Origin of the sequence: Enterococcus quebecensis (assembly GCF_001730365.1) — a bacterium.
In the GTDB taxonomy this organism is placed as follows: domain Bacteria; phylum Bacillota; class Bacilli; order Lactobacillales; family Enterococcaceae; genus Enterococcus_L; species Enterococcus_L quebecensis.
Genome location: NZ_MIKB01000014.1, coordinates 244,259 through 268,673, shown reverse-complemented (window position 1 = coordinate 268,673; position 24,415 = coordinate 244,259). Strand labels below are relative to the sequence as shown.

The 24,415-nt window shown below is 35.6% G+C and carries 20 protein-coding genes; 16 read left to right on the top strand and 4 right to left on the bottom strand.

The window, feature by feature from the left end; genetic code table 11:
• Positions 1 to 8 precede the first annotated feature (8 nt).
• Complete coding sequence (gene menC, locus BCR23_RS09240) at positions 9 to 1,118, top strand: o-succinylbenzoate synthase (RefSeq protein ID WP_069635204.1); 1,110 nt, start codon at positions 9 to 11, stop codon at positions 1,116 to 1,118.
• Positions 1,119 to 1,168: 50 nt separating this feature from the next.
• On the opposite strand, the gene BCR23_RS09235 is transcribed toward menC, so the two are convergent.
• Positions 1,169 to 2,695, bottom strand: a complete 1,527-nt coding sequence (locus BCR23_RS09235) for an AMP-binding protein (RefSeq protein ID WP_069635203.1) — start codon at positions 2,693 to 2,695, stop codon at positions 1,169 to 1,171.
• 317 nt (positions 2,696 to 3,012) lie between these two features.
• Here BCR23_RS09235 and rpsF point away from each other — a divergent pair, with 317 nt between their 5' ends.
• The 6 genes from rpsF (at position 3,013) to dnaB (ending at position 8,488) form a co-directional block, all read left to right on the top strand.
• Positions 3,013 to 3,315 (top strand): 30S ribosomal protein S6, encoded by a 303-nt coding sequence (rpsF, locus tag BCR23_RS09230; protein ID WP_069635202.1) that lies wholly within the window; start codon positions 3,013 to 3,015, stop codon positions 3,313 to 3,315.
• A gap of 47 nt (positions 3,316 to 3,362) precedes the next feature.
• Complete coding sequence (ssb, locus tag BCR23_RS09225; RefSeq protein WP_069635201.1) at positions 3,363 to 3,911, top strand: single-stranded DNA-binding protein; 549 nt, start codon at positions 3,363 to 3,365, stop codon at positions 3,909 to 3,911.
• A gap of 25 nt (positions 3,912 to 3,936) precedes the next feature.
• Entirely contained in the window at positions 3,937 to 4,176 is a 240-nt protein-coding gene (gene rpsR, locus BCR23_RS09220; RefSeq protein WP_010762117.1) for a 30S ribosomal protein S18, read from the top strand.
• Between the two features lie 234 nt (positions 4,177 to 4,410).
• Positions 4,411 to 6,411 (top strand): DHH family phosphoesterase, encoded by a 2,001-nt coding sequence (locus BCR23_RS09215; RefSeq protein WP_069635200.1) that lies wholly within the window; start codon positions 4,411 to 4,413, stop codon positions 6,409 to 6,411.
• A 110-nt stretch (positions 6,412 to 6,521) separates the two neighbouring features.
• A complete protein-coding gene (rplI, locus tag BCR23_RS09210) occupies positions 6,522 to 6,974 on the top strand; it encodes a 50S ribosomal protein L9 (RefSeq protein WP_069635199.1) in 453 nt (150 codons plus the stop codon).
• 140 nt (positions 6,975 to 7,114) lie between these two features.
• Positions 7,115 to 8,488 (top strand): replicative DNA helicase, encoded by a 1,374-nt coding sequence (dnaB, locus tag BCR23_RS09205; protein WP_069635198.1) that lies wholly within the window; start codon positions 7,115 to 7,117, stop codon positions 8,486 to 8,488.
• A 60-nt stretch (positions 8,489 to 8,548) separates the two neighbouring features.
• Here dnaB and BCR23_RS09200 read toward each other — a convergent pair whose 3' ends face one another.
• Complete coding sequence (locus tag BCR23_RS09200) at positions 8,549 to 9,031, bottom strand: AmiS/UreI family transporter (protein ID WP_069635197.1); 483 nt, start codon at positions 9,029 to 9,031, stop codon at positions 8,549 to 8,551.
• Between the two features lie 307 nt (positions 9,032 to 9,338).
• On the opposite strand from BCR23_RS09200, the gene BCR23_RS09195 reads away from it, so the two are divergent.
• The 3 genes from BCR23_RS09195 (at position 9,339) to BCR23_RS09185 (ending at position 12,869) form a co-directional block, all read left to right on the top strand.
• Entirely contained in the window at positions 9,339 to 10,631 is a 1,293-nt protein-coding gene (locus tag BCR23_RS09195; protein WP_069635196.1) for an adenylosuccinate synthase, read from the top strand.
• A gap of 127 nt (positions 10,632 to 10,758) precedes the next feature.
• Positions 10,759 to 11,625 carry a DegV family protein gene (locus BCR23_RS09190; protein ID WP_069635195.1) on the top strand — a complete coding sequence of 289 codons (867 nt, stop codon included), beginning with the start codon at positions 10,759 to 10,761 and terminating at the stop codon, positions 11,623 to 11,625.
• A 563-nt stretch (positions 11,626 to 12,188) separates the two neighbouring features.
• The gene (locus BCR23_RS09185) at positions 12,189 to 12,869 is read left to right on the top strand and encodes an ImmA/IrrE family metallo-endopeptidase (RefSeq protein WP_069635194.1); all 681 of its coding nucleotides are present in this window, start codon (positions 12,189 to 12,191) and stop codon (positions 12,867 to 12,869) included.
• Between the two features lie 107 nt (positions 12,870 to 12,976).
• On the opposite strand, the gene BCR23_RS09180 is transcribed toward BCR23_RS09185, so the two are convergent.
• Together BCR23_RS09180 and BCR23_RS09175 are read right to left on the bottom strand one after the other, a co-directional pair.
• Positions 12,977 to 14,608: an ABC-F family ATP-binding cassette domain-containing protein gene (locus tag BCR23_RS09180; protein WP_069635193.1), complete on the bottom strand. Its 1,632-nt coding sequence runs from the start codon at positions 14,606 to 14,608 to the stop codon at positions 12,977 to 12,979.
• Between the two features lie 335 nt (positions 14,609 to 14,943).
• Entirely contained in the window at positions 14,944 to 16,677 is a 1,734-nt protein-coding gene (locus tag BCR23_RS09175; RefSeq protein WP_069635192.1) for a GW dipeptide domain-containing protein, read from the bottom strand.
• A gap of 213 nt (positions 16,678 to 16,890) precedes the next feature.
• Between BCR23_RS09175 and BCR23_RS09170 the strand changes: the two genes are divergently transcribed.
• The 6 genes from BCR23_RS09170 (at position 16,891) to BCR23_RS09145 (ending at position 24,107) form a co-directional block, all read left to right on the top strand.
• Positions 16,891 to 19,758, top strand: coding sequence for a sigma-54-dependent transcriptional regulator (locus BCR23_RS09170; protein ID WP_069635191.1), 2,868 nt, complete (start codon positions 16,891 to 16,893; stop codon positions 19,756 to 19,758).
• 297 nt (positions 19,759 to 20,055) lie between these two features.
• Entirely contained in the window at positions 20,056 to 20,550 is a 495-nt protein-coding gene (locus BCR23_RS09165) for a mannose/fructose/sorbose PTS transporter subunit IIB (protein ID WP_069635190.1), read from the top strand.
• Positions 20,551 to 20,830: 280 nt separating this feature from the next.
• A complete protein-coding gene (locus tag BCR23_RS09160; protein ID WP_069635189.1) occupies positions 20,831 to 21,829 on the top strand; it encodes a mannose/fructose/sorbose PTS transporter subunit IIA in 999 nt (332 codons plus the stop codon).
• A gap of 33 nt (positions 21,830 to 21,862) precedes the next feature.
• The gene (locus BCR23_RS09155; protein ID WP_069635188.1) at positions 21,863 to 22,669 is read left to right on the top strand and encodes a PTS mannose/fructose/sorbose transporter subunit IIC; all 807 of its coding nucleotides are present in this window, start codon (positions 21,863 to 21,865) and stop codon (positions 22,667 to 22,669) included.
• A 23-nt stretch (positions 22,670 to 22,692) separates the two neighbouring features.
• Positions 22,693 to 23,604 (top strand): PTS system mannose/fructose/sorbose family transporter subunit IID, encoded by a 912-nt coding sequence (locus tag BCR23_RS09150; protein WP_069635187.1) that lies wholly within the window; start codon positions 22,693 to 22,695, stop codon positions 23,602 to 23,604.
• A gap of 128 nt (positions 23,605 to 23,732) precedes the next feature.
• A complete protein-coding gene (locus BCR23_RS09145) occupies positions 23,733 to 24,107 on the top strand; it encodes a DUF956 family protein (RefSeq protein WP_069635186.1) in 375 nt (124 codons plus the stop codon).
• Positions 24,108 to 24,415 lie beyond the last annotated feature (308 nt).

Sequence of the window (24,415 nt, the reverse complement as noted above, 5' to 3'; positions counted from 1 at the left end):
AGATATCGTTGAGAATTCACCGTATTGATCGTTATCGTGTCAGACTACCTTTGCGTACTCCTTTTGAAACCAGTTATGGCCGCTTAACAGAAAAAGCATTTGATATTTTATTGGTTACAGATGAATTGGGCAACCAAGGTATGGGAGAGTTGGTTCCTTTTGAACAGCCAGATTACATAGAAGAAACGATCGAGACTGCCCGAATTATTATTGAAAAGCATTTGATTCCTTTATTGAAAGGTGCAGAGATTCATCATCCTCAAGATGTGTCGTTTCTCTTTGATGAAGTAAAAGGCAATCAAATGGCAAAATCCAGCCTTGAAACAGCAATCTGGGATTTATATGCCAAACGTAATGGAATGAGCTTAAAAACGTATTTTAACGACACTAGAGCACAAATTCCAGTTGGAGTGAGTGTTGGGATTCAAACCGACTTAGCTGTATTGATGGATCAAATTACTGAATACGTGAAGCAAGGATATCAACGAGTCAAATTAAAAATTCGTCCCGGGTACGATTTAAAACCAATCGAAGCGATTCGACAGAAATTTCCTGAATTGTCGCTGATGGTAGATGCAAACTCGGCCTATAGGCTTAAGGATGTTCCACATTTAAAGCAATTAGATAAGTATAATCTAGCTATGATCGAACAACCTTTTGCAGCGGATGATTTTTTAGACCACGCACTTTTACAAAAAGAACTAAAAACAGCTATTTGTTTGGATGAAAATATTCGAACCCTTAAAGATTGTGAAGTGGCTTTTTCATTAGGGAGCTGTCGAAGTATTAATTTGAAAATTCCTAGAGTAGGTGGAATTACGGAAGCCATGAAAATAGTCGATTTCTGTAAAGAAAAAGAACTACTTGTTTGGCTAGGTGGAATGTTTGAATCTGGTGTAGGACGGGCGCTGAATTTACAATTCGCTTCTCAAAAAATCTTCACATTCCCAGGGGATATTTCTGCTTCGGATCGTTATTATTATGAAGATATCATAACAGATCCTTTTGAGATTCATAATGGCAAAATCAGTGTGCCTGATGAGCTGGGAATTGGTGTTTCTTTATCTGGAGAAATACTAGCAAAGTACAGCACTTATGAAACAATATATAGTAAATAAAAAAGAATCTCAGACAAATTTTTATTCCTGTCTGAGATTCTTTTTTATTGTTACTCTTCTTTCAACGCTTTTTCGATCTGTAATCGTTGTACTTTCATTGTAGCTGTACGAGGAATGTCTTCCCAATCCATAATGATTGGCTTATTTAAATGTGGCAAATCAGTCACTTGCTCCCACCAAGCATCCCAGTTCATCCCTAGTTTTTTATCTACTGCTAAAATCGGTTGGGGAGAATTATCTTTGGCTCTAACAATAATAACTTCTTGAAGAAAGTCTAGCGCATCCAACAAATGATCCTCAATTGCTAAACTACTATCAATTTTTTCAATCAAATCTATTTGACGATCTTTCAGGAATAAATGACCATTTTCATCCATAAAGCCGTAATCACCACTATCCCACCATGGACCAAAAACAGTTGCTTGGAATCGTTCATCTTCCTTATAGTATGTTAGAGCGCGTCCTTTAGATAAAAATTGGATATGTCCATCTGTCATGGCAGGTAAAAGGTTCCCCTCTTTATCTGCTATGCGAGCTTCAGTCAATCCTTGTAACCCAACACCCATATCACGGGCATCAGAGGTTTTCAATGATTCTAAGTTATGAGCTTTTAAGATCATTGGACCACATTCGCTTTGTCCGTATACTTGAAGAAAAATCGGTTTATTTTTCTCTGAAGCTTTTAAGAAACTGGCCATCGTAGCATTGTTGATTGCATCAAATGTAGAGTGGTAATAACGTACACTGGCAAAAACTTCAGGTTGTTCTTTTGCTAATGTTGTCCACTGAACAAAGTTGTTTGGATGGGTTTCAAGAGCAATTGGTTGATGAGTTGAGAGCATTTTTGAAACGGAGTCACTGTTTGAAATCGATAATGGCATCATTGGAAAACCCATTGCCATTAAAGAAGAGACGCCAATATTAAAACGAGAATGAACAGGTGAAATATGAAAACCAACAAGTTTTTTTTCAGCAATTTTTGTGAAAATCGTTTTTTGCCATTTTGTCCGCCAACCCATCGAATTAGCAGAGTGACAAATTAACTTAGGAATTCCAGTTGTACCAGAGGTATGAGTCATATAAGCAATAGCATCTTTAGGTAATTCCACTTGGGGAACTTCTTTAGTAGGAGCTTGTAAAAGTCTTGTTATCGAAATTTGTTTTTCTGGAGAACTATTTCTTACTTTAGTTATTTTCTCTTCTGTTTCATCATCAAATAAGATAAATGGATTTTCCAAACGATCGACAAAAACCTCAATCGTTTCTGCTGGAAAATGATAGGAAATCATTGCTGGAACAGCACCTAAATATGAAGCTGCAACTGCTAACAAATACGTATCGAATGTTGAACTTTTAAAAATAATGATCTTATCTTCAGCTTTTACACCTAAACTAGCTAGTTGGTAGGCACGGTTTAAAATAGCTTTGTGACTTAGTTGATAGGTGTAATTAGTTCCAAGCTCAGGAAAAGCTGGTAAAGCTTCATCATGAATAATGGCGGTTTCTGGGGAATTAAGTGAAGCTTGGAGATAATTCGTATACAGGTTAAGTGGTTGGTACTCTAACAGTTGATTCAATATGATAGCATCCCTTTCAAACTACGTTGAGTGTATTAAATATTTGTGTAATATCGAACAAGGTTAGTATAACATGAAAAATAAATAACCTAAATTAATAACAAAAAAATGAAAAAAATAGATTTATACGTATATTAAAGTAAGACATAAGAGAGAATGATTGCTTGATAAAAAAAATGATCAAAAATTGTGAAGAATGCTTGATTTTATCAGCTTTTAGCTGTATAATGAAAAATTGTGAGTAGTCTATATATTTTAGATAACTCTCCTTGCTCTTAGCAAACTAAGAGCCTAAAGTCCATAGGGAGGTGAAATCAATGAGTCAAGCTACGAATTATGAAGTTATGTACATTATTCGTCCGAACATTGATGAAGAAGCAAAAACTGCTTTAGTAGAACGTTTCGACACAATCTTAAAAGATAACGGAGCAGAAGTTATCGAATCAAAAGATTGGGAAAAACGCCGCTTAGCATATGAAATGAACGGATTCCGTGAAGGCATCTATCATATCGTTAAAGTATCTTCTCCATCAACTGCAGGAGCAATCAATGAATTTGATCGTCTTGCTAAAATCAATGACGATATTATCCGTCACATGATTATCAAGGAAGAAGCATAAGAAAATGTTTCACGTGAAACATTGGATTGACGAAAGGAGATGTTTAAATGATTAACAACGTTGTATTAGTTGGAAGACTAACAAAAGATCCAGATTTACGATATACATCTAGCGGTTCAGCAGTTGCGACGTTTACTTTAGCAGTAAATCGTAATTTTACGAATCAAAATGGAAATCGTGAGGCAGATTTTATTAACTGTGTGATTTGGCGTAAACCCGCTGAAACAATGGCAAACTATGCACGCAAAGGTACATTATTAGGCGTTACTGGTCGTATTCAAACAAGAAATTACGAAAATCAACAAGGTCAACGTGTATATGTGACTGAAGTTGTATGTGAGAATTTCCAGTTGTTAGAGTCTCGTTCTGCTTCAGAACAAAGACAAACACATGAAGGATCAAGCTCAACACCAACATATAATGCTGGCGGCGGAAGTTTCCAACAACAGAATAATGATTTTTCTGGACAAAACAATTTTAATCAATCATCCTCTCAGTCTAACAATAACGGTATGCCTGATTTTGATAGAGATTCTGATCCATTTGGTGGAACAGGAGCTACTATTGACATTTCAGATGATGATTTACCATTCTAAACGGATTTGATAGGAGGGAATAAGAATGGCACAACAAAGAAGAGGCGGACGTAAACGTCGTAAAGTCGATTATATTGCAGCAAACCATATTGAATATATTGACTATAAAGATATCGAATTACTAAAAAAATTCATTTCTGAACGTGGGAAAATTTTGCCACGTCGTGTAACTGGTACTGGTGCTAAGAACCAACGCAAATTAACAATTGCAATCAAACGTGCACGTATCATGGGCTTATTACCATTTGTTGGTGAAGAGCAATAATATAGAAATTACTAAGGATCAAAGGGATTTCCCTTTGATCCTTTTTTGATAATTAAAGACAATATCAATTGAAATAAATAAAGGGTAGATTTACCTTGTGTTTTCAAAAGAACTCTGAAAAACAGAGCACATAAAATCTTTTAGAATGTTTCACGTGAAACATATACGATTCGCAGAAACGTCATTTTTATGCTAAAATAAGCTTATCTGTAGAACAACGGAGGAGTCTTTATAATGGGAAAAAATGGAATGAAACGGATTTTGGGTTCTGTATTCGTTCTCTTTTTATTAGAAATAATATTATTTTTCTTTGTGTCTAACAAATATATTTCGATAGCTGGATTACTTATACTTAATATTATATTAATAAATCGAATAGTGTACTTAATTAGAAGTATTGAGATATCTAATACAGAAAAAATTAGAGAAGCCAGTACGATTGCAGAAAAGTCATTAGACTATGCTTTCAACGAAGTATCTGTTGGAATCATAAATTATGACTCTGATACAAAAGAAGCAAAGTGGTTAAATCCTTTTGCAGAAAGTATCTTTCGAAAAGATGGACAAACGCTGATTAGTCCAGAATTAATAGAGACATACGTATTATTAGCAGAAAAAGATAAAGACATTTTCAAGGTTGGAGATCATATTTATCGTTTCAATCTTGATACAAACCAAAATACGATTACCTTTAGAGATATTACGAAAGAAAGTAATTTATACCAAGAAAAAATCGAAATGCAGACAGCTATTGGCATTGTTTCGGTGGATAATTATGATGATATTACGGATAGTATGGATGAAAAAGAAATTTCCTACTTGAATAGTTTTATCACTACAATGGTTTCCGATTGGATGGATGAGTATCAGGTTTTTTATAAAAGACTGAATGCGGAACGTTATTTTTTTATTGCACAACTAGAGGATGTTAAAAAAATGATGGATTCGAAATTTCAAATTTTAGATAAAATTCGAAAAGAATCCAGTACAAGAGAGATAGCGATTACATTGAGTATGGGAATTTCTTATGGTGGAGAAACATTAAGCCAGACAGGAAACACAGCTCAAACCAATTTGGATACAGCTCTGGTAAGAGGTGGGGACCAAGTCGTTGTAAAAGAAGCTAAAGATAATGCCAAACCTATATTTTATGGTGGTAGAACTGCTTCTGTCGCAAAGAGAACACGTGTTCGCTCTCGTGCGATGAGTACAGCAATCCAAGGAATCTTATCGGAGTCGTCAGATGTGTATATCATGGGACATCGCTTTCCGGATATGGATGCTATTGGTTCAGCGTTTGGTATGGCACGATTAGCTAGATTTCATGATAAAGAAGCTTGGGTAGTTTTACAAAAAACAGAAAGTATCCCAGATGTTGAACGTGTCATGACGGAGCTTGAAAAGTATCCTGATCTAGCGAAACAAATCATCACACCAAAAGAAGCAATGAGGAGAAAAACTGATAGTAGTTTATTAATCATGGTAGATTACCACAAGCCATCACTTTCAGTTTCACAAGAGTTGTATGAACAGTTTGATAAAGTTGTAATTATTGATCACCATCGTCGTGGAGATGAGTTTCCAGCTAAACCGTTACTTTCTTATATCGAATCTTCAGCTTCCTCTGCTTCAGAGTTAGTAACAGAATTAATTGAATATCAAAGCAATACACAAAAACGATTAGAGAAACTGGAAGCAACATTACTGCTCGCTGGGATTGTTGTTGATACAAAAAGTTTTAGTGTACGAACAACGGCACGTACATTTGATGTGGCTAGTTATTTAAGAACTTGTGGTGCTGATTCATCTTTAGTACAATATTTATTAAGCTCAGATTTAAATGGTTATTTAGAAATGAACAGTTTGATTGCTGAAAGCGAGTACGTGACACCAGATACAGTTATCATTGCAGGTAGTGAGGACAAAGAATATGATAGTGTAACTGCGGCTAAAACAGCGGACACACTGTTATCAATGGTGGGAATCAATGCAGCATTCGTTATAACTAAACGAACCGATAAGAAAATTGGTATTAGCGCACGAAGTAACGGCTCTATCAATGTCCAACTGATTATGGAAAATTTGGGCGGAGGTGGTCATTTTACGAATGCTGCGGTACAATTATCTAATGTAACAGTGGCAGAAGTAAAAGAACAGCTATTGAAAGTAATCCATCAAAATATTGATGTGATGTATGATTCAGTTTCAAAGGCTAGCTCTTCGGATAAAAGATAAAATATGAACGAGGCTAGTGCGCTTTTACTTTAAAAGTTGATATTACTTGCTACAAGGTGATTGAAAGAAACTATTGATTATTAATTAGTATATGAGGAGGAATCGTACGTATGAAAGTCATTTTTTTACAAGACGTTAAAGGTAAAGGGAAAAAAGGCGAAGTTAAGGAAGTGCCCACAGGATACGCCCAAAATTTTCTAATAAAAAATGGATATGCTCAAGAAGCAAATAAAGGTAGTATCAGTGCTCTTGCAGGACAAAAAAAGGCGCAAGATAAACAAGATGCTGAAGTTTTAGCTGAAGCAAAAAAAATGCAAGAGTTTTTAGAAAATGAAGAGACCGTTGTGGAGCTTAAAGCGAAGGCTGGAGAGGATGGACGTCTTTTTGGGTCTATTCCTTCAAAACAAATTGCAGAGGCCTTAAACAAGCAATATAAGGTGAAATTAGACAAACGTAAGCTAGAACTATCACAGCCGATTCGTTCACTTGGTTTTACTAAAGTTCCAGTGAAATTACATCATGAAGTAACCGCAACGATTAAAGTTCACGTTGTAGAAGAATAACCAGTGAAAACAGAGGGAATCCTCTGTTTTTTGCATTCTTTGATATGTAAATGATACAGGATTGTGAGTGTACATTTTTGTGGTTTCTTGTTAAAATAGAAAGACTGAACGGCGCAATTTGAGCTATAGGAGAGAAAAAAATGAATGAAGTATGGCAAGATCGAGTACCGCCCCAAAGTATGGAAGCAGAGCAGGCCGTTTTAGGGTCGGTTTTTTTAGATGCTGAAGTAATTATCGATGCTTTAGAATACATAGAACCAAAAGATTTTTATCGCCGTAACCATCAATTGATTTTTCAGACTATGCTTACCTTGAATGATCGAAATGAAGCAATTGATGTTATCACAATCAAAGATCGTTTGGAGCAAGAAAATTTATTAGAAGATGTGGGTGGTTTAAGCTATCTATCTGACCTAGCATTAGCGGTACCAACAGCGGCTAATATTGTTTATTATGCTAAGATTGTTGAGCAAAAATCATTACTGCGCAATTTGATTCAAACAGCTACAGAAATTGTTACTAAGGGATTTGAGCAAGGTGAAGATGTTGAAACGATCTTAGATGATGCAGAACGTAGTATTTTAGAAGTTTCAGAAAAAAGAAATCGAAGCGGCTTTTTATCAATCGCAGATGTCTTGAACACTTCGATTGCAAACATTGACCAATTGTATCAAAATGATGAAGAAATTACAGGATTACCTACAGGTTATCCTGCTTTGGATAAAATGACTGCTGGACTGCAAGCAGAAGAATTGATTATCTTGGCTGCTCGTCCTGCCGTAGGTAAAACAGCTTTTGCTTTAAATATTGCTCAGAATATTGGAACCAAAACAGATCGTTCTGTTGCTATTTTCAGTTTGGAAATGGGGGCAGAATCACTTGTTAATCGGATGCTTTGTGCGGAAGGTTCAATTGAAGCAGGACATTTACGTACAGGACAGTTGTCAGAGGATGAATGGCAAAACCTAATTATTGCAATGGGAAGTTTATCTAGAGCGCAAATCTATATTGATGATACGCCAGGTATCAAGATTACGGAAATACGAGCGAAATGCCGTAAACTAGCACAAGAACGTGGAAATCTTGGCTTGATTTTGATCGATTACCTACAACTAATTGAAGGTACCGGTCGTGAAAGTCGTCAACAAGAAGTATCTGAAATTTCCCGTCAATTGAAAAAATTAGCGAAGGAATTAAAAGTTCCTGTTATTGCCTTATCACAATTATCTCGTGGCGTGGAACAACGTCAAGATAAACGTCCAGTATTAAGTGATATTCGTGAGTCAGGATCTATCGAGCAAGATGCTGATATCGTGGCTTTCCTTTATCGTGATGATTACTACGAGCGTGGTGAAGGCGGAGAAGATGGAGATCATGAACCGCCAGAAATAGATAATGTTATTGAAGTAATTATTGAGAAAAACAGAAGTGGTGCCCGAGGAACGGTAGAGTTGTTATTTATTAAAGAATTTAATAAGTTCGCTTCCTTATCACAAAGACCAGATGATTTTTAAAAGTTAAACCTAAAAACAGCTCTAAACCACTATGAATGTTGGTTTAGAGCTGTTTTTTAATTACCATAATTCTGTTATTATCAAAAATCCTGGAATCCAAGCGGTAACAATTCCTTCAAAAATTGCTAAGTATAAAACAAATTTTCCGATAGGAAGCGATAAAACATGTTGTAGAAATCCGCTAAACCATAGAATTCCCCAGAGTATCCAAATAATGGCAAAGCGCCAATCACCACTAGCATAAGCAAGGTAGGCACAAGGAATCGCATTGACAGCAACGAATAATCCGAAAATACCATATGCCCGCCAATCTAAATCAAAAAGAAAGATAGCTCCCATTAATAGATTGGTACAAGCAAATAAAAATCCTGTACCAGCAGAAAAGTACTCTCCTCGCAATAAAAACGTCGTATTAACTATAAACGTTACACTTCCTGTAAAAAAGTTTATAAATGCAGTCGATTTACCGTTTACTCCAGCTAATCCGCAATAGCCATTACTAATCAATGTGATGCCAACAAATAATAATACAACACCCAACAAAATGAAACCCTCCTATTTAAAATGAATTGCGTATTATATTTTACGCTAATTTTCCAAAAAAGTAATCAAAAATTTTTGTGTTTTAGATAAAAAGTTTTCAAAAAAGATAGTAGAAGGAACCTTCATTCATAGAATAGTCTTTTAATATTCGCTTTTTTATTTAATGATTTTTTTTATATAGATAAACGTTCGTGTTTTGACCCATTTTTATTATCTGAAATTGCAAATATTCGATTTTTTTGTTGAAAGCGTTCTGTTTTATTGGTACAATGAATCAGGACAAAATAATTTAGAACGAGGTGTTCGAATGTCATCAGTTGTAGTAGTCGGAACGCAGTGGGGCGATGAAGGAAAAGGAAAGATCACGGATTTTTTAAGTGAGAATGCTGAAGTCATTGCACGTTATCAAGGCGGAGATAATGCAGGTCATACCATTAAATTTGATGGTGTTACTTATAAACTACATTTGATTCCTTCAGGTATCTTTTACAAAGATAAGATCAGTGTGATCGGAAATGGCGTGGTAGTCAATCCAAAATCTTTAGTAAAAGAACTGGCTTATTTAAAAGAAAATAATGTAACAACAGATAATTTACGTATTTCTGACCGAGCGCATGTGATTTTACCTTACCATATTCAATTGGATCAATTACAAGAAGATGCCAAAGGTGAAAACAAAATCGGTACAACAATCAAAGGAATCGGTCCTGCATACATGGACAAAGCCGCTCGTGTAGGTATTCGTGTTGCTGATTTATTAGACAAAGAAATCTTTGAAGAACGCTTAAAAATCAATCTAGAAGAAAAAAATCGTCAATTCGTCAAAATGTTCGACAGCGAACCAATTGCGTTTGAAGATATTTTTGAAGAATATTATGAATATGGGCAACAAATTAAAAAATATGTAACAGACACTTCTGTTATTTTAAATGATGCGTTGGATGCTGGTAAACGCGTTTTATTCGAAGGCGCACAAGGTGTTATGTTGGATATTGACCAAGGAACATATCCATTCGTTACGTCATCAAACCCTGTTGCAGGGGGCGTTACAATCGGTAGTGGGGTTGGTCCTTCTAAGATTAATAAAGTCGTTGGTGTTTGCAAAGCATACACATCACGTGTTGGTGATGGCCCATTCCCAACAGAATTGTTTGATGAAACAGGAGAAACAATTCGCAAAGTAGGAAAAGAATATGGAACGACAACAGGCCGTCCACGTCGTGTGGGTTGGTTTGATACAGTTGTAATGCGTCATTCAAAACGTGTCTCAGGAATCACAAACCTATCATTGAATTCAATTGATGTTTTGAGTGGATTGGATACGGTGAAGATCTGTACAGCTTATGAACTAGATGGTGAATTGATTTATCATTATCCAGCTAGCTTGAAAGAGTTAAGCCGTTGTAAACCAGTTTATGAGGAATTACCAGGTTGGTCAGAAGATATTACTGGATGTAAAACACTAGCTGATCTTCCAGCGAATGCAAGAAACTATGTACACCGTATCTCAGAATTAGTCGGCGTGCGTATTTCAACATTCTCAGTTGGACCAGATCGTAATCAAACGAATGTATTAGAGAGCGTTTGGGCACAAATTTAAAACGCATATCAGACGAGGGACAAGTTAAAAGCTGTCTCTCGTTTTTTTGATTACTTACTTACCGAATAAAGCATGAGTATACGTCGATTATGTGTTAAAATAGAAAAACAGTTAGGGAGGATTTAAAATGACATTTAAATTAATGACAGATTCATGTTGTGATTTACCATATACATATTTAGAAGCAAATGATGTTGATTTTATTAGTATGACGATTCAACTAAATGGAGATGAATTGATTGATGATTTAGGGAAGACCTTTGATTATGATTGGTTTTTACAAGAGATAAAAACTGGCGGTATGCCAACAACTTCTCAAGTAAATGTGGGTCGCTACATTGAATTTTTCAGACCATTTGTAGAAAAGAAGGTTCCAATATTGTACTTGGCGTTTTCTTCAGGATTGAGCGGCTCTTATCAAAGTGCAATACAAGCTGTTGACATGCTGAAAGAGGAATACAAGGATACAGAAATTTATGTTATTGATACGAAAGCTGCTAGTTTAGGTGAAGGATTACTAGTTAGCGAGGTTATTCAATTAAAAGAAGATGGACATACGTTAGAAGATATTTTGTTATGGCTATCAGAAAATAAAATGACCGTTCAGTCTTGGGTGACGGTGGATGATTTAAAACATTTAGAGCGGGGAGGCAGAATCTCTAAAGCAGCAGCTGCGATTGGTGGATTAATGAATGTTAAGCCAATCATTGTAGTGGATGAACAAGGTAAGCTAAAAAATATTGGCAAAGTGCGTGGCCGAGGGAAAGCATTGAAGAAATTAGCTGATGAAACCGTTCAGGGAATGGTGGAACCATTAAAACAAACGGTGTTTATCGCATATGCTGGGGACGTAGAAAGTGCTGAGAAAGTAAAAGCGCTAATTGAAGAAAAAATTCAAGTTAAAGAAATTCGTTTGTATCCACTGGGGCCAACGATTACGAGTCATACAGGAAATGGTTGTATTGCGGTGTTTTCAAGAGGAAAGAAAAGATAAAAAATGCAATACTAGCATAATTAAATGAAAAAATAAAATTATAAAACATATATATGCAGGTGTTAATTTAAAGTTTTTTAAAAGTTAGACTTTTGAAAAACTTTAAATTAACACCTGTTTGTTTGTGCTTATTAGAAAAAAATCAGCGAAAGTTTTTTGATAGGATATTGACAGAAAATTAAAAGAAAAAGGAAGGTAATTTCCAGTAAGATGGATTTGTAGAGATGTAAAATAGATTAGTGATAAGAAAGAATAAAAAGGCAGACCCAGTTGATTTATGAAGTGCCTCAGGGCTTAAATGTGGTAAGTCTGGTTAGTCGATAAACTGGAGAATTTAGTTTTTTAAATAAAAATAAGACTTAAGTCTGATTACATGTATATTACAAAAAGATTACAATTGTTTTACGAAAGTGTTTTGAGAAATCAAAAATGTAAAAGATACTTCTTTTGAAATCTGGAATTATAAAACAATAAAATAACAAAAAATACAATTTTTCGGGAGATTGCTATATATTGTCAGATTAAAAAAGAGAAAAATAAAAAATAGATTGGGGGATAAGTAGATGTTCAAATATATAGAGGAATATGTTGATTTTTCAATTAGGATAAATGACTATATTTCAACAGTTATGGTTGATAACGGGATTGGTTGTGAGGAATACAACTACTCTCATATTTGGGAGTTAGTAAAATCTCAAGGGGTAGCAATTAGAGGTTTCAGTTTTGAAGGAGGCGTAAATGAACGTATTTCTGGAATGCTTCTTCAAGATAAGTGGGAGACGACAATTGCATTTAATCAACAGTTGGATGAAAAAAATAAAAATTTCGTTATCAGTCATGAAATTATTCACTACTTATTCCACGATAACGAAAAAAATGGTGTATTTTTAGATACACAGAAAAGTTTACAATATTACGAACCTAAATTGTTAATGGAGTTTCAAGCGAATATAGGTGCATCAATTATTTTAATTCCTGATACAACGTTAATTTGCCTTTTAAAAAAAGGGTGGAACATAGTTCAATTATCCGATTTTTTTGGGATACCTGAGAATACCTTAACAGTTCGATTGGTTCAAATGATGCAGGCGGATTTGGGAATGACCTTTAAAGTTGCTAAAGGCCATGTTGACGATATATGTTATGAATTTAATAACAAAGGCAAGTTTATTGTTACCATGCTTGCTACGGAGTTAGAAAATCATTTAAAGCAGAAAAAGACAGTTCATTTGGAGCTTTTTTAGTTAGAAAGGAAATTATTGAATGAATTTTTTCTATGTCTTCATGGCTCAAAAAAGCCTATAAAATAGACTTAAAATCTATTTTATAGGCTATAGAATAGTATCAAAAATTAATATTCACCAGAAAATAATTCATCCAATTGTTTTTGAACATCTTTATTTTCTAAGAATTCATCATATGTTGTATCCGCACGATCGACAATACCTTTATCAGAAACAGCAATGATGCGATTCGCTAATGTTTGAATAAATTGGTGGTCATGAGAAGCAAATAAAATAGCTCCTGTAAATGCCATTAATCCATCATTCAAAGCTGTGATAGATTCTAGATCCAAGTGATTTGTCGGGTCATCTAAAACAAGAACATTGGATTTAGACAACATCAGTTTAGATAACATGACACGAACTTTTTCGCCCCCTGAAAGCACGTTAACGGATTTCAGCACATCTTCCCCAGAGAACAACATTCTTCCTAAGAAGCCACGTAAAAAGGTATTATCATCTTCTTCTTTGCTAGCAAATTGACGTAACCAATCTAAGATTGTTAAATCAGTATCGAAGTCTTTGCTGTTATCTTTTGGCAGGTAAGCTTGAGTTGTTGTAACACCCCAACGAACACTACCAGTATCAGGTGTGATTTCACCCATGATCACTTTGAATAAAGTTGTTGTAACGATATCATTATCTGCAATGAAGGCTACTTTATCAACGTTATTTAAAGAGAAAGAAATATTGTCTAATATTTTCTTACCGTCAATGGTTACAGAAACATTTTCTACGTGTAGTAAATCATTTCCGATTTCTCTATCAGGAGTGAATCCAACAAATGGATAACGGCGAGAAGATGGTTGAATGTCATCTAATGTAATTTTATCCAACATTTTTTTACGAGAAGTCGCTTGTTTTGATTTCGATGCATTAGCACTGAAACGAGCGATAAAGTCTTGTAATTCTTTGATTTGTTCTTCTTTTTTCGCGTTTGCGTTGGACTGTAATTTTGCTGCTAATTGACTTGATTCTAACCAGAAATCATAGTTACCAACGTATAATTTGATTTTACCGAAGTCAAGATCGGCCATGTGTGTACATACTTTGTTTAAAAAGTGACGGTCATGGGAAACAACGATAACGGTATTTTCAAAGTTGATCAAGAACTCTTCCAACCAGTTGATTGAACGAGTGTCCAAACCATTGGTAGGCTCATCTAGAAGTAAAACATCTGGTTTACCAAATAGAGATTGAGCAAGTAACACTTTGACTTTTTGACCAGCTGTTAGTTCGCTCATTTTTTGGTCATGTAAGCTTTCAGGAATATTCAATCCTTGTAGTAAAACAGCAGCTTCTGGTTCAGCTTCCCAACCGTTTAGCTCAGCGAATTCCCCTTCAAGTTCAGCAGCTTTGATTCCATCTTCATCAGTAAAATCTTCTTTCATGTAGACAGCATCTTTTTCTTTCATTACTTCATACAAACGTTTGTGACCCATGATAACAGTTTCTAGGACAGTGTTTTCTTCAAAGTCAAAATGATTTTGTTTCAAAATAGCTAAACGCTCATCAGGACCTAAAGCAACATTCCCAGTTGTTGGTTGAATATCGCCAGATAAAATTTTTAAAAACGTTGATTTACCAGCACCATTTGCGCCAATCAAGCCATAACAGTTACCAGGTGTGAATTTAATATTTACATCATCAAAAAGTTTGCGGTCTGAAAATAGCAAACTTACATCATTTACAGTAATCAATAGTTTTCCTCACTTCATATATAATAGTTAAACCTCTCTGCATTATAGCGAGGAAACCCATATTTTTCAAGGAATTTCAGACTTTTTCAGAAAAGATCTTTATTCAAGGAACTTCAATTAAGTTATAAGACATAGCCGTGTTGATATCTAGATGTTATGTATACCGTTTTCAAAGTGGGAATAAAAATACTCAAGTAATTTGTTTATCAAGGCTTTGATTGTAAGATATAGCGTATGGATGCTTTTTTTAATGAAATAGAAGGTAAAATCATCTATAAGTGATTTTACCTTCTAAAAACTAAGAATTGTGTAAATAGTACAACTTCATTCTGTATTTATTCGAATGCCTCTGCATCAATCCAGCCTAGTTCTTTGTCTTCAACTGTAGTGTAATACCAAGTTACATTTACTCCTTTTAAATCAGTAATCGCTTCTTTACTAATTTGTGCTGTTTTCCCATTATACGTTTTTGCTGTACCGACGTTGATAGCATTAAGAGTGGTATTCCAAGGGCCGTTAGCGTAGATTCCGTCATTACGTTCATTTTGATTTATTTGTTTAGTAAGGTTAGTTTCTACTAGACTAGTAATTGTGCTGTAAACATGACTACCAAATGCAAGTGAATCAATCCACCCAATATCTTTTCCGTTGATACTAAAATAGTACCACTTTACTCTTTGTCCAAGACAATCAGTAATTGCTTCTTTAGTAATTAAGGCAATCTGCCCATGAAAATCTTTTCCTACCCCTATGTTGGCAACGCTAGGGCCAGTATTCCAAGGTCCATTAGCATAAATCCCATCATTCCGTGTGGATTGATCGATTTTTTGAGTAAGTATAATATCATTTTGGTTAACAATAGTATTATAATTTTTTGTATCGAAAGCAAGACTATCAATCCAGCCTAACTCTTTTCCATCTATTTTAATAGAATACCAAGTTACTTTTTGCCCCAGACAATCCGTCACCGCTTCTTGAGTGACTTGAGCGATTTGCCCATGAAAGTTTTTCCCAGTTCCTACATTAACAACATTAGGCCCAGTGTTCCAAGGTCCATTAGCATAAATGCCGTCATTTCTTGTACTCTGATTAAATTTTTTTCCAACAAAGATTGCTTTTTGGCTAACAACAGTATTATAGTTTTTTGTATCAAAAGCTGCAGTATCAATCCAGCCAAGATTTTTACCATTTATCTTAATATGGTACCAAGTCACTTTTTGCCCATAGTAATCTGTCACCACTTCTTGAGTGACTTGAGCCATTTGTCCATGAAAATCTTTTCCCATCCTTGTGTTGGTAACGCTAGGGCCGGTATTCCAAGGTCCATTAGCATAAATCCCATCGTTTCTTGAGCTCTGATTAAACCTTTTCCCGACAGATAGATTTTTTTTGCTGACAATTGTACTATAGACTTTTGCTTGGAAAGCTCTAGAGTCTACCCAACCAAGATTTTTGCCATTGTGATTAACATAGTACCAAGTTACGTTATTATCGGTTACCGCTTCTTGAGTGACACTAACGATTTTATTATGATAATTTTTACCGCTATCTACTTTTACAACATTAGGCCCAGTATTCCAAGGTCCAGCAGCATAAATCCCATCATTGCGATTAGATTGATCGAATAATTTTCCTAAAGAGACATTTTTTTTGCTGATAATTTTGTTGTATACATGTGTTGGTAAATCTTTGAAATGGATATAGTTTTCAAAGCTATTTTTGTTAACTGTGCGATAATGATATCGGCCGTCATAGCTGTAATTATACTCTTCAACGGTGACGTTATTCCCCTTTACTTCGTAAACCCAGGCAACGTGTCCATAACCACCTGCTGAGGTCCAGGCAATTGATCCACGCACTGGATTTTTGTCAACCGTAATTCCTAAGTTTTGAGCGTTTCTTTTCCATTCGTTAGCATTCCAAGAAAATCCGTGTCTTTGGAAATTGTATCCGTTTCTATTCACTAGACGAAATGCGGTGAAAGATACACATTGCCGATAGCCCATTCCCCATTGATCGTAGGAGTCCATTGAAGCATTTTTCCATGGATAATCATCTTTTAAAGTCATAATAAGTTCCTTCTTTCTATTTTTATTTATTTCGCAGCTGCTATACATAGTCTATCTAAATAAAATAGCCTCAATCTATCAATATCCAATTAAGATTCTGTCAGTACTTGTTCCATGTGAAACATTCTAATAAAATAGTTATCAGTGTACTTTTAAAACAATACACTGTATGATACACATAAAATTAGTGTATCGTTTTAAGGGGAAATGATGATGAAACGCATTGAGCGAATCTATCTTTATGTAAAAGAACAGACCGAAAATCTGACACCAAGCGATGTTTCTTTGGGAGGCGGTGTGACAACTGGAGATGTCTCTGAAGCTTTAGACATCCAAAGAACGAATGCCAGCAAAGATTTAAATCAACTTGTTAGAGAAGGACTATTAGAGAAAACAGAAGGACGCCCAGTCAAATATGTAGATAAAGTAATTTTTAAATATCAACCGCTATCGAGACCAGTGAAAAGTTATCGTGAACATAGTCTCACTGAAAATCAAGCAACAGATACACACCATTTACATAGACCTGCAAAAAAATTTGCAGGAGAGGATATTTTTAAAGGCATGATTGGTTCTACTGGAAGTATGAGAACGCCTGTTGAGCAGGCAAAAGCAGCCATATTGTATCCTCCTAAAGGGTTGAACTGCTTGATTACAGGACCCACAGGATCTGGTAAAACCTACTTTGCTCATGCAATGTTTCAATTTGCACTGTTAAATCATGTGATTGACTCAGATAAAAAACTGATTGTGTTTAACTGTGCCGATTATGCCCATAATCCTGAATTGTTGATGTCTCATCTTTTTGGTTATGCGGAAGGTGCTTTTACAGGTGCCACGAAAGCTAAAGAAGGGATTATCCATGAAGCAGATGGGAGTATTTTGTTTCTAGATGAGGTTCATCGCTTACCGCCAGAAGGTCAGGAAATGGTTTTTTATTTTATGGATCATGGCACCTACTCGAGGTTGGGAGAAAGTGTTAAAAATCGTCGAGCAGATGTACGGATCATTTGCGCAACAACAGAAAATCCAACCTCTTCTTTATTGAATACTTTTGTTAGAAGAATCCCAATTATTATACAGTTGCCTAATTTTATTGATCGTCCTGCAAAAGAAAAAATTGATTTACTTAGAGTAATGATTTCTATGGAAGCTTCACGTATTCAACGTAAAATTTCTTTATCAGAAGATGTTGTAAAAGCATTGATTGGAAGTGTTTCTTATGGAAATGTAGGGCAATTGAAATCAAATGTTCAATTAGTAACAGCTAGAGGTTTTTTGAATCATATTGATCAAGATGAGTTGAACATTACCATTGATGAGTTAACTGACAGTATTAAAGAAGGTATGATGCAACTGGCAAGTAATCGTGAGACATTGGCTGAATTATCGAAATATTTAGAGCCACAGATGCTTGTGACACCAAATGAACCTCTTGTTACAATCCAGTCAGATTCGTATGAGCTACCATATAATTTATATGAAATTATCGGTGATAAAGCGGCGTTACTAAAAGAAGATGGTTTAGAACAAGAAGTGATTAATAACTTTATTACAACAGATATCAACGTTCACTTGAAATCTTTTTATAAAGATCATGGCTTTACTTTTGATACTGAAAATAAATTGGCCGAAATAGTGGATCAGCGGATAATTGACGTGACTAAAGAAATCTACAATTTTGCCAAACAAAAGCTAAATTATAATTTTCAATCGAATTTTATTTATGCAATGAGCCTGCATATCAGTTCATTTTTAAAACGAATCCAAAATGGTGAAGAGCGACAGCACCAATTAAATGAAAATATTCGAAATATGGTACTGGATTATCCTATGGAATTTGAAACAGCGCAAGAAATCAAGCGGATTATTGAAGTGAATTATCAAATGAAAATTCCCGAGTTTGAAACTTACTATCTAGCTGTTCTACTGATTTCCTTAAGAGAAAATAAAGATGCTGGACGAATTGGAATCGTTGTAGCAGCTCATGGAAAAAGTACCGCTACAAGTATGGTACAAGTGGTCTCTCAACTTCTAAATGTTGATAATTTAAGAGCAGTTGATATGCCCTTGGAAATGCAGCCTAAAGAAGCCCTGAGACAAATTGTCAATGTAGTGAAAGAAGTCAATGAAGATAGTGGTGTAATTCTTTTAGTTGATATGGGATCTTTAGCAACTTTCTCAGATGAAATAACGCGGCAAACGGGTATTGAAGTTCGGACGGTTGATATGGTCACAACGCCTATCGTTTTAGAAACAGCTAGAAAAACGACGTTGATCGATACGCAGTTGGACACGCTATACGACTCTTTGAAAAATTTCCAAGGTTATGCTGACATTCATCAAGAACGCAGTATCGACCCTTTGGCACCGTGGAAAAAACGAGTGATTATCGCGATCTGTGCATCGGGAGAAGGAACCGCTAAACGAATGAAAGAAATGATCGAAACCTCTGTTCCACCACAATTAGGATTAGAGCTAGAAGTTTTACCACTGTCTATTATCGACATGAAAGAGCAACTAGCCACTATTCAAGAAGAATACCGTGTGATTGCTGTTACAGGTATTACGGATCCTAAAATTGCAGCACCGTTTATTCCTATGGAAACCTTTTTTTCAGGCGAAGCCGAAGAAGTTATCAATCAATTGCTGACAGAAAGTGATACTTCTATAAAAACACAAGAAATCGATGAATCAACTGCTAAGAAACTTTGTATTGATTACATGGAACAAAGCTTTATTTTTATTAATCCTAAAAAAATAATCGACCCACTTTGGGAATTTACAGATATCATCAGAACTGACCTTGGGTTACAGATGGATTATTCTTTTTATGTTAATTTGGTAATGCATTTAGCAGGTGCGTTGGAAAGAATACTACAAGATGGGTCTCTAACAGTCACAGAAACCGATCTAACACAACTTACAGCTGATCCTAACTACGAGGTAGTGATGAAAGCAAATAGGTATTTGAAACAAACATTTAGATTAGAACTGCCGATGGAAGAAGTCTATTATATTATTCTATTGATTAAAAATACTCAATTGAATCAAGAACAAAATACAGAAGATACACTATAAGGGATACACAAAAAAGATACACTGCTGTAGTGTATATTTTTTGTGTATTTTATTAAAAAAACCCTTATTTTTTGCTTTTCTTTTACAATACACTAATTTTGGCACGAAACTTGCTTTAAATAAGCTGGTAGGTAAAATCCTCATGTTTTTCAGTTAGTCAATAGTGAATGATTTGGCTGATTGGGTTAGCCGTTATTTTGGCAATAAATGACTGAGCATAGTATTTTATTACTAAAGAACGTGTTCTGTGTAATGCTTACTATCAGCTAATCGCAGGAATATGAAGGAGAGCATTTCATGATGGATATTCGTCTAGTGAGAATTGATGATCGTTTGATTCATGGACAAGTTGCGACGGTTTGGACTAAAAGCACCAATGTAAATCGAATTTTAGTCATTAGTGATGCGGTTGCACATGATACGTTAAGAAAAGCGTTACTCGTACAAGCATCCCCGCCTGGTGTAAAAGTAAATGTTATTACGGTGGATAAAATGATCGAAATTTTTACAGATGAACGTTTTGATAGCTTAAAAGTAATGTTACTGTTCACTTGTCCGGAAGATGTAAAACGTGTGGTGGAAGGCAGGGTTTTTTTCAACTCTGTGAATATTGGCGGTATGAGTTTTACAGGTGGAAAAAGAATGATTACAAATGCTGTAGCTGTTAATGAAAAGGATATTACAGCGTTCAAGTATTTGAGTGATCAAGGAATTAAATTGGAAATTCGAAAAGTGGTTGCTGACAGCCAAGTAGATTTAATGGAATTGCTGAAAAAAGAGCATTTAGTATAATTTTCTCTTCTTCAGCTTCTATATAAATGAAGTTGTATGATCATGTCAATTGTAGGAACTATACCCATAGAATTGAGAGGGGTGATTAAATAAGTAAACGTTGATATAGGTGATTATATATAGGTGGTTATCAACATTATCCAGTTGACTGAAAAAACGAAAACAAGCTGTGTAACGCATTTTTTCTTTTTATATTTTTCTAATAGCTGTTTTCATGTAGAAGATCAACAGATGGTGGAAATGATAAAGTAGTTGAAAAAAATATAGGAGGTATCAAATTATGGTAGGAATTATTCTTGCGAGCCATGGGGAATTTGCTCAAGGTATTTTACAGTCCGGTTCCATGATTTTTGGTGAACAGGAAAAAGTACAAGCAGTTGTATTGATGCCTAGCGAAGGCCCAGATGATTTAAAAGCAAAACTAAAAGAAGCAATTGCGACATTTGATGAAGAAGATGAAGTACTATTTTTAGTTGATTTATGGGGCGGTACACCATTTAACCAAGCAAACAGTCTTTTTGAAGAACACAAAGACAAGTGGGCAATTGTTAGTGGATTGAACTTGCCAATGTTGATTGAGGCATATGCATCACGCTTCTCAATGAATTCAGCCCAAGAGATTGCAGCCCATGTTCTTGAAACAGCTAAAGAGGGTGTGAGAATCAAACCAGAAGAGTTAGAACCAACTGAAGCACCTAAAGCTGCAGTGGAAGATGCACAACCTAAAGGTGCATTACCTGAAGGAACCGTTGTAGGTGATGGTAAAATCAAATTTGTTTTAGCCCGTGTGGATTCTCGTTTATTACATGGTCAAGTAGCGACTGCTTGGACAAAATCGGTATTACCAAACCGTATTATCGTTGTGTCAGATGCGGTATCAAAAGACGATCTTCGTAAAAAATTGATCGAACAAGCAGCGCCTCCAGGGGTTAAAGCTAATGTTATTCCAATCAGTAAAATGATTGAAATTGCAAAAGACCCACGTTTTGGAAATACAAAAGCGTTATTATTATTTGAAAATCCAGAAGATGTGGTGAAAGTAGTCGAAGGCGGCGTAGACCTCCAAGAAATAAACGTTGGTTCAATGGCTCATTCTGTTGGTAAAGTCGTTGTAAGTAAAGTATTGTCAATGGGACAAGAAGATGTCAAAGCCTTTGAAAAATTGGAAGAGCTAGGCGTTAAATTTGATGTTCGTAAAGTACCAAATGATTCTAGCGCTAATATGGACGAAATCCTAAAAAAAGCAAAGCATGAATTAGCACAAGCAAACGCAAAATAATCCACAAATTCAAATGAAAATAGGAGGCTTATCATGTCTATTATAACAATTATTTTAGTAATTTTAGTTGCCTTTCTAGCAGGTATGGAAGGAATTCTAGATGAATTTCAATTTCATCAACCGTTAGTGGCATGTACCTTAATCGGTTTAGTAACAGGTAACTTGGAAGCGGGTATTGTTCTTGGAGGAACATTACAAATGATCGCACTTGGTTGGGCAAACATCGGAGCCGCAGTAGCACCGGATGCTGCATTAGCATCTGTTGCATCAGCAATTATTTTAGTATTAGGCGGACAAGGTGTTAAAGGTGTTCCATCAGCAATCGCTATTGCTGTACCACTTGCAGTAGCTGGTCTATTCTTAACAATGATCGTTCGTACACTTGCTGTGCCGATCGTACACATGATGGATGCGGCAGCTGAAAAAGGTGATATCAGAAAAATTGAAATGTTGCACATTTTAGCTGTATGTATGCAAGGGATTCGTATTGCGATTCCAGCAGCAGCACTTTTATTCATTCCAGCAGAAACCGTTCAATCAGCGTTAGAATCAATGCCTACATGGTTGACTGAAGGTATGGCTATCGGTGGTGGTATGGTTGTAGCTGTGGGTTACGCATTAGTAATCAACATGATGGCAACAAAAGAAGTATGGCCATTCTTTATCATTGGTTTTGTTGTAGCGGCAATCTCTCAATTAACATTGATCGCACTAGGTGCTTTAGGTGTTGCGTTAGCATTGATCTACTTGAACCTTTCTAAAATGGGTGGTTCTTCAAATGGTAGCGGTGGCGGAAGCAATACTGGCGACCCACTCGGCGATATCTTAAATGATTATTAATCCTGAAGGAGGAGAGAAGAGAAATGGCAGAAAAAATTGAATTAACCAAAAAAGATCGTTTAGCTGTTGCATGGCGCTCTACATTCATTCAGGGCTCTTGGAACTATGAACGTATGCAAAATGGTGGTTGGGCATTTTCAATGATCCCAGCAATCAAAAAATTATATAAAACAAAAGAAGATCAATCAGCAGCACTAAAACGTCACTTAGAGTTCTTTAACACGCATCCATACATTGCTTCACCAATCCTAGGTGTAACATTAGCACTGGAAGAAGAACGTGCCAATGGCGCTCCAGTTGATGATGTAGCAATTCAAGGGGTAAAAGTTGGTATGATGGGTCCTTTGGCCGGTGTTGGTGATCCAGTGTTCTGGTTTACGATTCGTCCGATGTTAGGAGCCTTAGGTGCGTCCCTTGCGATTGGCGGAAACATTTTAGGCCCAATCATTTTCTTCCTAGCTTGGAATATTATTCGTTGGTCATTTATGTGGTATACACAAGAATTCGGTTATAAAGCGGGTTCTAAAATCACTGAAGACCTTTCAGGCGGATTATTGCAAGATGTAACAAAAGGTGCTTCGATTCTCGGTATGTTTGTACTGGCAGCCTTAGTACAGCGGTGGGTATCAATCAAGTTTATACCAATTGTTTCCACGGTTAAATTGGATAAAGGTGCCTATGTTGAATGGGATAAACTTCCGATAAATGGTGAAGGACTGCAAAAAGCATTTGAAGAAGTGGGTTCAGGTAAGGCACTTTCAGCAATGAAAGTAACAACGTTGCAAAATAACTTGGATCAATTGATTCCTGGTTTAGCAGCATTACTTCTTACATTCCTATGTATGTGGTTACTTAAGAAAAAAGTTTCTCCAATCGTTATCATTCTTGGCTTATTTGTAGTCGGTGTACTTGGTCACGTAATCGGATTACTATAATTTGTCTATGAGTTTTATACTTGGGATAAAGCCGTTCGGTTTTGTCCCATGTTTCATTTACATAGCTTAATCATTAAAAAGAACGTATAATAAACAATAGAGATCACTGAAGAAATGGAGCAGATAGAATGGTTCAATCACTGAATACTAAAGTAGATTTCATAACGGATGCCACCGCTTTTACGGGACTTACGGATTATGGAAAAATTATGATCGGCGACAAAGGTTTTGAATTTTATAATTCTCGTGATAGTCGAAAATTTGTTCAAATTCCATGGGAAGAAGTTGACTACGTGATCGCCTCTGTTATGTTTAAAGGAAAATGGATTCCGCGATATGCCATTCAAACGAAGAAAAATGGTACCTTTACCTTCTCTTCTAAGCAACCGAAAAAAGTACTTAGAGAAATGCAGGAATACGTAGCACCAGATCATATGGTGCAGTCGTTAGGATTTTTTGATGTGATTAAACGTGCGTTTTTGTCGATAGGTAGAAAAAAGTAAAAGATGAGCGGAACAAAACCTACAAAGTTTTGTTCCGCTCATCTTTTACGTTAGTAGCTATTTTTCTCCTACTTTATAAATATATTTCCGGTAATATCTGACTATTTAGAGTTAGTGAATGTTCTATTAAATAAAGAACGTTTATTTCTTATTTTTGCTATCAGTCTAAACTCAAATTCATAGCTATTTCGATAGATAAAAGTAAAATTTGAAAAAATTATGAGAGATAAATAACAGTTGTTTTTTAATTCGTCTTTTGCTTTGACCGAGTCGGTTTTTAGGAGTACCATAACATTGCAAAACCAATT